Genomic DNA, 13,649 nt, shown 5'->3' on the forward strand with positions numbered 1-13,649 from the left:
TAAGTAATATTACTGCTTTAATTTTCGTTACACAGACACCTGATTATGTTTTGCCGGCAACTAGTCATGAAATGCAAGATAGACTCGGCCTGAATCAAAATATTTTATGCATTGACATTAACGAGGGCTGCTCGGGATTTATTACGGGATTATATATTTCGTCAGTCATTGCAGCTAATTCCGGGAAAAAAGTTTTATTTTGCGGCGCAGACACTAAAAGCAGACTCGCCAGTCCCAATGATAGAGCAACAAGAACTATTTTCGGGGATGCAGGTTTTGCGGCTGTTGTCTCAGCTTCAGAAGGTGAAAATATCGCATTTAACTTTTTCAGCGATGGCAGCAGAACAAATGTAATCAAAGCAGAAAAGGGGAAATTTTTTCACATGGACGGCGCAGCAGTTATGACATTTACTTTATCTGACGTAACGAAAGCAATAGCAGATTTCATGAAAGATTTAAACGTGAACAACAGCGAAATAGATTTATTTGCTTGTCATCAGGCGAATAAATTAATGCTCGCAACAATGGCCAAGAAATTAAGAGTCCCGCCCGAAAAAATGCCGTTCATAGCAGGCGAAACAGGTAACACAAGCTCAGTATCAATTCCGTTATTGTTGAGCAGTTACAACGGAGCAAAATCTAAAGTCTTGTGCGCGGGCTTCGGCGTAGGTCTCTCAATTGGGACATGTTTAGCGGACTTTTCCCGCACAAAATTTTTTGACAGGAGATTTATTTAATTATGGAACTAAATGACTTTATCGCAAAATTTTCAGCGCAATTTTATGACACTGACCCGGCAGCTTTCAAACCGGACACAGTTTTTAAAGAGTTAGAAGAATGGAGCTCACTAAGTGTAATAACTGTTATTGCAATGGTAGACTCTGAATACGGAATTATAATCGACGGCAATGTGATTAATAAGGCCGAGACTATACAAGATTTATTCAACGAAGTAGCCTCACGCAAAAAATAAATGAACGCCTACATTAACGCAATAGATTATTATTTGCCGGAAAAAGTTTTAACCAATCAGGATTTAGCCGCACTCTTTCCCGAATGGAACGCAGAAAAAATTTTTGCGAAAATCGGCATTGAACAACGTCATATTTCAGGCTGTAACGAGTCCGCGTCCGACATGGCAGTAAAGGCCGCAGAAAAATTGTTTGCCAACAATGCTGCAATTAAACGCGAAGAAATTGATTTTGTCCTGTTCTGCACACAAAGCCCTGATTATAAATTACCTTCGTCAGCGTGCATTATTCAAGATAAATTAAAGCTCTCAAAAAATGCCGGTGCGTTAGATTTTAATATGGGGTGTTCAGGTTTTATATACGGTCTCGCGCTCGCAAAAGGTCTGATTATTTCAGGTGCTGCAAGAAATATTTTATTGCTAACCGGAGAGACTTACACGAAATATATTAGTCCTGACGATAAATCAAATCGGGCAATTTTTGGCGATGGAGCTTCGGCAGCTTTGATTTCAGAACGTGAGTCAGGCGCGTTAATTGGTGATTTCGTACTCGGCACTGACGGCAGCAGAGCAAATGATTTGATTCTCAGGCCGGGCGAATATTTATATATGAACGGAGCAAATATTTTCTCGTTTGCGCTTGAAATTGTGCCGGTTGTGGTTCGTGATGTCCTCGCAAAAAATAATATTGACTCTGAAGAAATAGATTTATACGTTTTCCATCAGGCTAATAAATTTTTGCTGGACTCATTGCGCAGAAAAATGAATATCCCGGAACAAAAATTTTTTATGAACCTGCAATTTTCCGCCAACACTGTATCAGCTACTATAGCAATCGCACTCAAAGACGCACTCACACAAGGCAGAATCAATAAAGACTCTTGCGTCCTTCTTGCGGGGTTTGGTGTGGGCTTGAGCTGGGGCGCAAATGTTTTATTTTATTGAAGGAGGTAAACTTTTATGGAATATTTCACGCTTTCAGATAATACAAAAATTCCCGTAATAGGCTTCGGCCCGGGCAGTATGGGTTATGTTCCTAACAAGAGGCCCGAAAAGAAAAAAAATATATTTCTGCGCGCGTATAATAAATTTATCGGACGAAGGTTAAATAATAGACTCGTGCGAAAAAATTATGTCAATGCCGTAACAAGTGCTATCACAAACGGTTTCAGATTAATTGATTTCTCTGCGGCCTATGGTGATGGAAGATTAATTTCCGAAGCTATTAAATTTTCCGGAGTAAAGCGCGAGGATCTAATTTTAACAACGAGAGTCAGCAACGGTGCGCAATTTAATGATAGAGTCGAAGAAGAGTTTTTCTCGCAATTAAAGAATTTCAACACCGATTATGTAGATATTTTAATGTTTCACTGGCCTGTTACTGATTTATACACAAAAACGTGGCTCAAAATGTTAAAATTGCGTGATAAAGGCTATTGCAAAATTTTGGGTGTCGCGAATTGTCATGCACATCACCTGAACGAGCTCGAAAAAATTTCCGGTGTCTTGCCGTTAATAGATCAATTTGAAGTCTCGCCGTTATTTACTCAGAAGGAATTAATAAATTTCTGTCAGAGCAAAAATATTCAGGTTGAGTCATATACTCCGTTGGCAAGATTTGACGATAGATTAATGCGTCTGCCTGTGCTCAAGAAAATAGCTGATAAATACTCGCGGACAGTAACTCAAATTATATTGCGCTGGCATGTTCAAAACGGTCTAATCCCTGTTGTTAGGACTCTTAGCTCAACTCATCAGCAGGAAGATTTAAATATTTTCGGGTTTGAGTTGACTCGCGAAGAACTTGCAGCAATCGACGCGATAAATATTAATGCCCGTGTTCGTTATGATCCGGATAATTGCGATTTTAGAATTTTATAGCCATGATAAATATTAACGATAAAGAATTATGCTGCGGGTGCAATGCCTGCGGGGATGCATGTCCAACCGGCGCAATAAAGTTTTTATGCGATAACGAGGGAATCTGGTACCCTGAAGTAAACTCGGAAAAATGCATAAATTGCAATTTGTGCGAAAAAGTTTGTCCGATAATTAATATAGACTCACTCAAGCACAACGATTTAGAGCAATCAATCTGTTACGCAGCAGAGAATAAAAATTTAGAGGTCGTCTTTGACAGCACATCAGGAGGGCTATTTTCTGCGCTTGCTGACTTCATGTACAAAAATGGAGGTTATGTCGGAGGAGCGATTTTCAACGATGATTTAACGGTCTCGCAGTTTATCTCGAATGACAAGAACGATTTGCCAAAATTAAGAAGCTCTAAATATGTTCAGAGTAATGCAGAAAATTTTTATAAACGCGTGAAAAGTCTGCTCGATGACGGCGAAAAAGTTTTAGTCTGCGGGACACCGTGTCAAATGGCTGCATTGCGTGCGTTTCTTGGCCGTGATTATGAAAATTTAATAATTGTTGACTTCGTGTGCTTGGGGATAAACTCGCCGCTGGTCTTCAGGAAATATTTAGACTCAATTGAAGCGCGTTATAACTCTCCTGTTGTATATTCAAAAGCTAAATCAAAAGAGTATGGCTGGAGGAACCTGACTCAAAAATTTATCCTGCAGGACGGCAGACAGATTTTCGAGCCTCGTGATATCAACAAATTTACTAAAGGCTATATCGGGACTCATTTATTTACTCGTCCGTCATGTTATTCATGCAAGTTTAAAGGCTTTCCGAGAATGTCAGATATAACGCTTGCTGATTTCTGGGGCATAGAAAATTTTAGCACTAAGCTCGAAAAAAATTTAGGCACTTCATTAGTGATGATAAACTCGAAAAAGGGAGAGTCATATTTCGAGAACATAAAGCCGCGAATAAATTTTATCCCCATGCCATTCGAGACGATTTTACCCGGCAACCAAGCATTAATAAAGCCGCTCGCAAAATTTAACAACGACAGAGAAGCATTTTTCCGCGATATAAAAAATTTGCCGTTCGATGAAGTAATTGACAAATACAGCACAAGCCCTCAGCCTAAAATCGGAATTAAGGGCAAAATAAAATCTTTCCTGCGCAAAATCAAGAACGTACTGCGAACCGCAAAATTTATCGCAAAAATTACGCGCTTACACATTCCAGCATTGTATAACACGATAAAATACAGCGGAATAAAAAATTTATTGCATTACAAAGGTATAATTTTCTCGACTTATTGCAGCGTGAATATCGCAAAGAGTGCAGAACTTGATATCAAAGGCTTATTAATCGTCGGCAGCAAGGGCAGATTTCCGAAAAGTCATTTAGAGACACGATTTTTACTCGCTGACAAGGCAAAATTAACTGTCTTGAATGATTTTACGTTCAGCTACGGCGCAGATATAGAAGTTCTCGAGGGCGGACACTTGATAATTCACGGTAGAAAATTTGTCTCAAGCGGTTCAAACATAGGCTTAACTATCATTTGCGGCGAAAAAATAGAAATTGACTCAGATGTCCAAATCGGCAGAAATGTTTTAATTCGCGACAATAACGGCGGACATTTTATAAACCGTCAAGGCTACAGAAACACCCGCCCCGTTAAAATTGGCGAAAAATGCTGGCTTTGCGAGTCATGCGTCATAATGCAGGGAGTAAATATCGGTCAAGGCACAGTCATTGGCGCAAAATCGTTTGTGATTAATTCTGTACCCGCAAATTGTCTCGTGTCAGGCTCTCCCGCAAAAATAATCGAGAAAAATATTTTATGGAAGTATTAAGGGGGTATAATTAATCGTATTTGAATCACGAAAGGAAAATTTTTATTATGAAACTAGAATTAGAGCGCCAGAGCTTTCTAAAGGCGTGGCAGACCGCAGAGAAATCCGCAGGCACAAAGACTCCTAAAGACGTAATCAGCGGGATTCTTGTCAAGGCCGACGAAAACGGAAATGTAACTCTTGAAGCTACTGACCTCAAAAGCTCCGTAAAATGCAAGGCTAACGGCGTGAAAGTTATTGAACCGGGGACGGCTGTATTATCGCTTAATATATTTGGAAATCTGCTCAAGAAAACGACCGAAGAAAATATTACTCTTGACGTTAATTCAGAGCGCGGACTATTAATTTACGGCAAAAGCAAAATTAGATTCGCAATTTTCAACGTTGACGAATTTCCAAGACTCCCAGACAGCGCAGAGTCAGAGCTTGTTTGCGAAATCATGTGTGCTGATTTAATACGCTTAATATCAGAAGGCACAGCAGCAAGCTCACAGCCTCAAGACTTCCCGAAATATTTGGGCACATGCTTATTCAGAACGAGTGAAAGCGAAATAAAATCTGTATCGACCGACGGCAAAAGACTCGCACTCTCTAAGATGATTTGCAATGTAACAAAGAGTCAGGATTTATTATTACCTGCTCCCGCATTAAGAGAACTCGGAAAAATGTTATCTTCCGGAAATGGCGACGAGACAGTAAAAATTTCCTGCGACACTTCAACAGCGTGGTTTGCTTTGCCCGAAATAGAGTACTCGATCAGATTAATAGATTCTACTTTCCCAAACTATGAACGCATATTAAATAACGAGACCCGCACAACTTTGCGAATCTCACGCGATAAATTACTTGCAGTTATTGACCGCATTGACATTATCGCACGCATGACTCCGGCTCACATAATGGCGTTGGAATTAAAGCCCGGCGAAGAATTAATTATCACTGCACGAGCACCCGACGCAGGAACAGCAAGAGAATTTCTTGAAGCAGGAATCGAAGGCGGTTATATGCAAATCGGCTTTAACGTCAGCTATTTTCAGGACGGTTTAAGGGCGTTAGGTTCGGGCGATATTGTAATCGAGTTCAGCCACGAAGAAGGCCAATGCAGAATGACCCGCAGTGAAAGCGACGATTTTCTGTATATGCTCATGCCGGCGAGATTGAGCAGTCAAGACACGATTTCTGATGATGAAATAAGCGACTTTGTTCCGGAAAATCAAGAAAATGTTACATCATTATAAATTTATAAATTGAGGATAACAGGCAGTGTCAGATTTTTTTAGAACGCGATTAATTTACTCAAAAAGGGGCGGGGCTTGCTTTGTACCTCATATTGCATTAGCGCAGATTTTTTCTCGCAGTGCTGTGCGTGCAGGTCTTGAACTCGTTATGACTCAGGGCTTCTCACCGCGTGCAAAAATTTCTTTCGCGCCTGAACTCCCCGCCGGAGTAATTGCACTTAATGAACCTGTTGATATGTTTTTCCCGTTTGTGCCTGAAAATTTTATTGATGTCATGAATAATTCTTTACCCGAAGGATTTAATATTTCACGCGCTTTTATTGTCCCTGATGACGCACCCTCACTCGGCAAAATGTGCAAGTCCGCGCAATATTTAATCAGGTCAGCAATAAATTTAGAGACTCACATAAAAAATTTCTACGGCGAAAATATTATTTCACTCGCAAATAAAGATAACTGGCTCGAATTAATCTTACGTGAACCCGCGCAAAATCCTATAGGCGGACTCGTGAAAAATTTAATCCGCGAAAATTTTATATCCGGCTGGCAAGATGTAAATATAGTAAGAGTCTCAATCGGCTTATATCAAAATGGGAGTGTGAGTCTTAATGCCTGACGTTAAAATAATTGCTGACTTGCTCGAAAACGAACAAACTAGAGTCGCACTTCTTGAAGACGGCAAATTAACAGAAATTTTCATAGATTACAACTTTGACGAGGAAAATAATAATTTCATGTCATCACGTGCAAAAAGTTCGAGATTAGCGCGTCAAGGTGATATTTTTATTGCTAGGATTGATACACTTTTGCCCGCAATTAATGCAGCGTTTGCAAGTCTCGTCAGGCCGTCAAAATCTCACAATGAGCCGAGAAACGCTTTTCTTTATCTCAACGAAGCACCCGAAAACGTGAAGCCCGGCGATTATTTAATTGTTCAGGTCGTCAAGAATGCCCGCAAAAATAAAGCTCCCAGAATCAGCGCAAGAGTTTCTATTCCGGGACGGTGGCTCGTTCTCGTTCCTGATTCTGATGAAACAGGAGTCAGCCGCAGAATATTTGATAACTCCGAACGCAAAAGACTCAAGCACATAGCAGACTCGTTAAAATCGCAGGTTCCGGGACTGGGAGTAATAATCAGAACAGCTGCAGAAGGTGTCGACGAAAAATTTTTACAACAGGATTTAGACTCGTTATTAAATTTATGGCACGAGATCGAGAACAAAGCAAAAAATAACCCCGCACCTTGTTTGCTTTACCGCGATACAGGCACGCTCGGACGAGTTTTGCGCGACGAGATTTCCGGAACAATCGACGAAATAATTATTAACGATCCTGAAGAGTTCGAGAACGTAAAAAATTTTGTCGAACGCTTTTATCCTGAACGCCCAAATTTGCAATTATACACAGGAATAACGCCGATTTTCGAGTATTTCGGCATTGAAAGCGAAATAGACAGGGCACTTGAGCGCAAAGTCTGGCTTAAGAGCGGAGCTTATCTCGTAATCGACCAGACAGAAGCACTCACAGTTATAGACGTTAATTCAGGAAAATTTACGGACTCGCCTGATATGCGTCATACAGTTTTGAGCGTAAATCTTGAGGCAGCGTCGGAAATTGCCCGCCAGTTAAGATTGCGTTCACTCGGAGGGATTGTCGTTGTAGATTTTATTGACATGGACTTTGACGAGGACCGCGAGAAATTATTAAAACATTTTGACTCGTGTATCATGCATGATAGATTAAAAGCTCGTGTCTTCAGCATTACTAAACTTGGCCTCGTTGAATTAACTAGAAAGCGTGAACGTCCCGACCTTAGAAGCGTTTTGACCCGCAACTGTCCGCTTTGCTGCGATAATGGCTTTGTCGAACGTGAAGAGAGTCTTGCGATGAAGATTAAGCGTTTCATCAGGAAAATAACGAGCGCTAACAAGTCAGAGGCTTTCTTGATTCATACCAGCACACACATGGCAAATTATTTAAAAAATTATATTCCTGACTGGGAGAAAGAATTTGACCGAAAAATTTTTATTGCCGGAATATCAAATTTTGATTGGGACAAATATAAACTCGATTATCAGGGCGATTTACAAAGCACACTGTCCCGCGCAAAAATGTATTAAGCACTCGCTCTGGCCTCCTTTCATGATATAATAATTGAAACTTTCCATAAAACTTTTTCACGCGAAAATATAATTCTTACAACTACATTTACAACTACAAAAATTTTATTTAATTCATGTATTAGCATAGACTCGCAAATAAAAATTTTTTCTTAACGCTTTAATTTCTTGACTCTCGTTTATGTTCACAAATAATGTATAATTTACGCTCATAATATATTAACAAAAGGGAGCAAGATATTTGCATTTAATTTTAGGAGGCCGCTACATGGGAAAAGAGTCCTACGCAAGAAAGTTATATAAAAATTTTGAAGCATTCTATAACCTCGACTCAGAATCGCCCGAAATAATATCGCGTCCCGGACTCATAATAAATTTGCACATGGGAGTAAAATTTTTATTGCTGAAAAATGTAGACCCATTAAAATTTTTTCTCGCAAGACTCGAAATTTTACGCGAGTCAGTCATAACCGGCGATGAAATTTCTTCCGGAGTCATTCCCATTGACGAATTTTCGCGAAAATGGCGCGACGAAACCGGAAAATTATATCAAGCTCTAGCACGTGAAGCAGATATTGTAGACAGAGTTTTTGCCGGGCTGACTCTAAGATTGAAGGGTTAAATCATGAAATATATTTTTTTCGACATCGACGGAACATTAATCAGTCACGTAAATTTTTCCCACATTCCCGAACAAACGCGCGAGGCCGTTAATTTACTGCGCAAAGCCGGACACATTCCCGCAATCGCAACAGGACGGGCAGCTTTTCTCGCACTCAATGCCGCAAAAGAATTTGACATAAATTACATAGTCGCCTCAGGAGGTTCGCAAATTATAATAAACGGTCAGGAAATTCACACGCAATATTTCCCGGACGAGCATTTAAATAATTTTCGTGAGGTCGCTAAAAAATTCCCGGAAATTACAGCCTGTGTCGACGAAAAATATTTATACACCGCCGGAGCCTTTTACTTGTTCAGGCAATATTTTAATAATCAAGCCGGTTATGACTGCATAAGGCCGTTAAACGAAATGAAGCGCGCTTTAATGTGTTATATCATGGTCAATCACGAAAAATTAACAAGTGATCACGGACTTTTTTTCACGCCTCCTGATAATACAAGACTCGAATTAATGCACGGTTTCACAGAGTCAAGGCATTCAAGCTCTACAAAATGGCAGGGAATAAAAAATTTAATCGCTCATGAAGGCGCAAATCTCGATGACGTTATAACATTCGGGGACGGACCAAATGACTCGGACATGCTGAGAAATGCTAAAATCGGCGTTGCAGTAGGCCGGGCTTCTCAAGACGTGAAAGACTCTGCAAATTATGTGTGTGATGACATCGATAACGGAGGAATATTGAAGGCGTGCAAATATTTGGGATTGATATAATAAAGCCTCCGCAGTAACCGTCTGATGAGAGTTCTGACCCGTTCCTAAAAGACGTTATCGTCTGCGGCATGTTGCCGAAATAGTTGCGAGTGTTGGCTCAGAACAAAATCACCTTAACGCGTAACCGCAGGGGCATATGATAAATTATAGCAGGTTTTGAAAAATTTTTACGAGAGGTTTTACACAAATTATGACGAAATTTTTTAAGCGGATAATAATAATTTTGCTTGTGTTAATTAATTCATGTGCGGCAAATGCAGTAACTAGAGCTGATTTTATTGCTAGATTGCTTGAAGTTCGCGGCATTGACTGGAGCGGATCGCCTGAATTTATGAACAATAACGGTGCTCATTTTATGTTACGGACGGGATATATTACAGATCATGTCAGCAATTTAACCGGAAATATTACACGTCGTGAGGCTCTGCGCTGGGTGATTCAGAGTCTCGGCCTGGAATTTGAAGCAAAATTATTGAACGATTATCCCAGCGGCTTTAAGGATGCAAATAAATTAAACGCTTTTGAACGCGGCTGTCTCGTTGTTGCTGCAAACATGAATCCTGCAATTATCGAGAAAACAAATAATTTCAGAGGCAATGAAGCATTATCAGGAAAGGAAGCAGCAGAAATTCTCGAAAAAGTTAAGTCAGCGAGCGCAAATTTTAAACTCGACATCATCCGCAATCCGTTAAAGGGCTTGAGAGTCTTTATTCACCGTGAAGGAGTGCCGACCGGGATTCCGGGCTGGAGAGTCTACGCTGATAATTTACACGATAAGGCAGCAGCAGAGAGCCTCAAAAAATTTTTACGAGCAAACGGTTTCAGTCTAGCAAGCGCAAAATCAAACGGGTTATATTTACTTCGCAGTGAACGACTCGAAGATTATAATCAAGTACGGAGACTCACAAAATTAATTCAGTCCAGAAACATAAATTTTCGAGTCCTGCCTTCAATAAGCAACCCTAACACAAATATTGCGCCTCGATTCTGGGTTATGCTGACGATTGACCCGACTTACTGGAAAATTTCGCCGGTGTTCTCGTACAATGGCCCAAAAGAATTATGGCCACTTTCACAAATTGCGCGTCAGAACAAAGCAAAGGCTGCTATAAATGCAGGTTTCTTCGCGATTACTACAATTGGGCACGGCTACCCGATAGGAGCACTCAAGGTCAATAACGAATTTATAAATAATCCATATGAAGGGCGCGGCTGTCTTGGCTGGAACGATGACGACGAAGCAATTTTTTCTGTAGCATCACAAGAGGCGGCTTACTGGGTCGACATGAAAAATATTATTCAAGCTGGGCCGTTAATTATTGATGAGGGAATGACGCTTTATAATAATGAAGGATTCAATAACTCGTTGATTTCAGCGAGACACCCTAGAAGCGCAGTAGGATTGAATCAAGACGGCCAATGGGTATTTATGGTCGTAGATGGTCGTAACGGTCTGCATTCTTCCGGAGCAACTATAAGCGAACTTGCCGAAATTATGCGCGCTCAAAGAGTTTTATACGCATTAAATCTCGACGGAGGAGGATCAAGCGAAATTATAATTAACGGCAAAATTTATAATTCACCGTCAGAAGGCAAAGAAAGAATCATAAGTTATGCGCTCGGAGTTATAGCACTTGAGTAAAAATGTGCTAGAATAACGGTCATAATTACGAATTTATTATTATGAAAGGCTGTGTACTTTACACATGAAAAAATTTGCAGCATTTGCGCTGATTCTCGCGTTGGTTATTGCTCTTGGATCTCCTGTAATGGCTTGGGACGCGGCAAAGCAGAAGAGTCTCGGACAGGACAAAAACAAAATGACTTGGTATTTGCTCGATTACGGCAAGGATGAAGCAGGGACATTATTTGCAGTCTCAAGAAAATATTACACTAATACGACTATTAAGAATGAAACAATCGAGCTTTTAATGTCAAAATTTGGTCTCTCTCCTGAAGTGGCCGGCAGTCTTTATTTCACAGAGTACGGTTATGAGTATACGCCCGACGGTAAAAAATTTGCTATGACATATTTACGTCATTATGATATGTTAGGCAATGAGATTCACGGGACAGTTTACGACGGAAGCACTGAAGCAACACAGAAGACTTTTGCGCCCATTCCCGCCGGATCAACTCCTGCGAAGGGTGCAGCTTATGCAATGGGCAAGACTCCTGCTAACCCGCCCGCAGCAAATAGAAGCACAGTTCCCGCAAAAAGAATCGTACGTCCTAAGAAGTAATTTATTTACGAGAAATTATTTATTGACTCCTGCATGCAAGTGCGGGAGTTTTTTTTATTGGCGGCTTTACGCTATAATTGTGAATATTACATTACAGCATGGAGAAATATAAAATGTTCCTGAACGTAACAAATCATAATTCAAGTATGTGGCAGCAAAAATTAATCGAGGCAGCTAGCGTTTACGGTGAAATAGTTGATTATCCTTTTCCCAAGATAGAAGCTGATTACACGGAAGAAGATATTTCACAAATCGCACGAGAAACTGTCAGCAGAATTATAGCTATGAATCCAACAGCTTGCATGGTTGCAGGTGAATTTTCTCTAACTTTCCAGATTGTAGAAGGTCTCTTAAACGCGGGAATTAAAGTCGTTATCACATGCTCCGAACGCAAAACTATAGAACATAAGAATCCCGACGGCACATTAACAAAAACAGCTGATTTCGATTTCGTAAAGTTCAGAGAGTATGAACACTTTAAATCATGAAGAATAATTTATTAGATAAAGAAGTCCTCTGCGCGTATGATATTAGAGCAATACAGAAATATATATTCGAGAGCAGCAATAACCGCGATATAATAGGCTCCGGCTATGTCATCAGCACTATTTTACAGAACGCAATATCTTACGCAATGAAGCAAATTTTAAATCCTAATGAGTATTGCATTGAATGCGATTCTGATGACGTGCCCTACTTTCAAGATAATAATATCAAAGCTCAAGTTTTAGAAATAGTGGCGGGAAATGCTTTCATTCTTTACCGGACAGGGCGAATCTGTCAGGCAGCAACACGCATTATTAATAGATACTTCATTGAGAATACTTATTCACTGCAAATGGCCTCAGCTTGTACCGAGAAAAGCGAAAAAATGAATGATGACTGGGATAACCTTTACAAAGAATTAGACCGCATAAAAAACTCTTCGCCGTTCTCTATACCGTTTGCAGCTCTTCCCATCGTGAGAAAAGAAAAAATTTTAGCTCTTCCCGTTGCGGGTTTTGATAAAGTTACAGGCGACGCAATTTCGAGAAAGTCATTATTTCAGCGCGCACCAGCAGACCACCGCAATAATATCAATATCGAGAAGCAGGCATTTATTCACATTGACGGCAACAGCATGGGACTAACTATCGCGCAAATTCTATCGTCCAAAGATAATTATCTCTCTGAAATTATGACAAAGCGCCGTATTTCTGAAAATATAGCACGCAAGATCACCGAAGCACTTTATGTTACGGAAAAATATTTACAGGATAAAATGAGTCATGACGGGCGAAATTTTATCGATAATTATTGCAGACTTCATGTAGGAGGCGACGATGTCAATATTATTTGTCATGCTGATTACGCAATGGATCTCGTAGAAATTTTTGTGAGGGAAATATCACGCACTCCATTATGGGACGACGAGAAAACCGGCAAAATTTATTTAACTGTCTGCGCTGGAATAGGTTACACAACGGGAATAAAAAATTTCGGGCTTGGAATGAGACTCGCCGAACAGTGCTGCGAAATTGCTAAGAAAGAGGCCAAGAAGCGCGAAAATTTAATCAACGGCAGGCCGGGGAACTGGGTAGACTTCCAAATAAATAACGATAAATATATTAATGACGTTGACGCAGAAAGAGAGTCAAGCTACAAAATTTCACGTGCTAGAAATCTTTGTTTACGGCCTTATTGTCTCGATGACGCAAAGAAAGACTCTCCTGCTTATTACGGAAATTTGAAGGGATATATGCGCGTGTTCTCTGAAAATATAAGGTCTGACTCAATCCGTAAAGAATTTAGAGACGCTTATTTGTTGAATCCTGAAATTATAAATATTTTGCTGCTGAAGTATAAAGATCTTTTCGGCGAAAATCTTGACTTGCTCGGCAGACCTTATTTATCAGTGCCGAATCGTGAAGGCTTATTTGCTGCATGGTATGACGCACTCGAACTCATAACAAGGAGATAA

General features: G+C 40.2%; 14 protein-coding genes. All 14 read left to right on the forward strand.

Annotation, left to right across the window (positions count from 1 at the left end; genetic code table 11):
- Positions 1-737, forward strand: a 737-nt coding sequence (locus IJT21_06645) for a hypothetical protein (protein MBQ7577924.1), incomplete at its 5' end; no start/stop codon positions are given.
- Positions 738-739: 2 nt separating this feature from the next.
- Positions 740-973, forward strand: a complete 234-nt coding sequence (locus tag IJT21_06650) for an acyl carrier protein (GenBank protein ID MBQ7577925.1) — start codon at positions 740-742, stop codon at positions 971-973.
- Positions 974-1,915 (forward strand): ketoacyl-ACP synthase III, encoded by a 942-nt coding sequence (locus IJT21_06655; GenBank protein MBQ7577926.1) that lies wholly within the window; start codon positions 974-976, stop codon positions 1,913-1,915. It abuts the gene before it with no gap.
- Between the two features lie 15 nt (positions 1,916-1,930).
- Positions 1,931-2,851: an aldo/keto reductase gene (locus IJT21_06660; protein MBQ7577927.1), complete on the forward strand. Its 921-nt coding sequence runs from the start codon at positions 1,931-1,933 to the stop codon at positions 2,849-2,851.
- Between the two features lie 2 nt (positions 2,852-2,853).
- A complete protein-coding gene (locus IJT21_06665) occupies positions 2,854-4,689 on the forward strand; it encodes a Coenzyme F420 hydrogenase/dehydrogenase, beta subunit C-terminal domain (GenBank protein MBQ7577928.1) in 1,836 nt (611 codons plus the stop codon).
- Positions 4,690-4,736: 47 nt separating this feature from the next.
- Complete coding sequence (dnaN, locus tag IJT21_06670) at positions 4,737-5,927, forward strand: DNA polymerase III subunit beta (protein MBQ7577929.1); 1,191 nt, start codon at positions 4,737-4,739, stop codon at positions 5,925-5,927.
- A gap of 25 nt (positions 5,928-5,952) precedes the next feature.
- Positions 5,953-6,543 carry a DUF2344 domain-containing protein gene (locus IJT21_06675; protein ID MBQ7577930.1) on the forward strand — a complete coding sequence of 197 codons (591 nt, stop codon included), beginning with the start codon at positions 5,953-5,955 and terminating at the stop codon, positions 6,541-6,543.
- Positions 6,536-8,047, forward strand: coding sequence for an Rne/Rng family ribonuclease (locus IJT21_06680; protein MBQ7577931.1), 1,512 nt, complete (start codon positions 6,536-6,538; stop codon positions 8,045-8,047). Before IJT21_06675 ends, IJT21_06680 begins: the two co-directional genes overlap by 8 nt.
- 268 nt (positions 8,048-8,315) lie before the next feature.
- The gene (locus IJT21_06685; protein ID MBQ7577932.1) at positions 8,316-8,669 is read left to right on the forward strand and encodes a bifunctional adenosylcobinamide kinase/adenosylcobinamide-phosphate guanylyltransferase; all 354 of its coding nucleotides are present in this window, start codon (positions 8,316-8,318) and stop codon (positions 8,667-8,669) included.
- Between the two features lie 3 nt (positions 8,670-8,672).
- The gene (locus IJT21_06690; GenBank protein ID MBQ7577933.1) at positions 8,673-9,446 is read left to right on the forward strand and encodes an HAD-IIB family hydrolase; all 774 of its coding nucleotides are present in this window, start codon (positions 8,673-8,675) and stop codon (positions 9,444-9,446) included.
- A gap of 190 nt (positions 9,447-9,636) precedes the next feature.
- Complete coding sequence (locus IJT21_06695; protein MBQ7577934.1) at positions 9,637-11,088, forward strand: phosphodiester glycosidase family protein; 1,452 nt, start codon at positions 9,637-9,639, stop codon at positions 11,086-11,088.
- 64 nt (positions 11,089-11,152) lie between these two features.
- Positions 11,153-11,689, forward strand: a complete 537-nt coding sequence (locus IJT21_06700; GenBank protein MBQ7577935.1) for a hypothetical protein — start codon at positions 11,153-11,155, stop codon at positions 11,687-11,689.
- Positions 11,690-11,802: 113 nt separating this feature from the next.
- Positions 11,803-12,177 carry a hypothetical protein gene (locus IJT21_06705; GenBank protein MBQ7577936.1) on the forward strand — a complete coding sequence of 125 codons (375 nt, stop codon included), beginning with the start codon at positions 11,803-11,805 and terminating at the stop codon, positions 12,175-12,177.
- Entirely contained in the window at positions 12,174-13,649 is a 1,476-nt protein-coding gene (locus IJT21_06710; protein MBQ7577937.1) for a hypothetical protein, read from the forward strand. The genes IJT21_06705 and IJT21_06710 overlap by 4 nt, the downstream gene beginning before the upstream one ends.

The organism is Synergistaceae bacterium, assembly GCA_017443945.1.
Classification (GTDB): domain Bacteria; phylum Synergistota; class Synergistia; order Synergistales; family Aminobacteriaceae; genus JAFUXM01.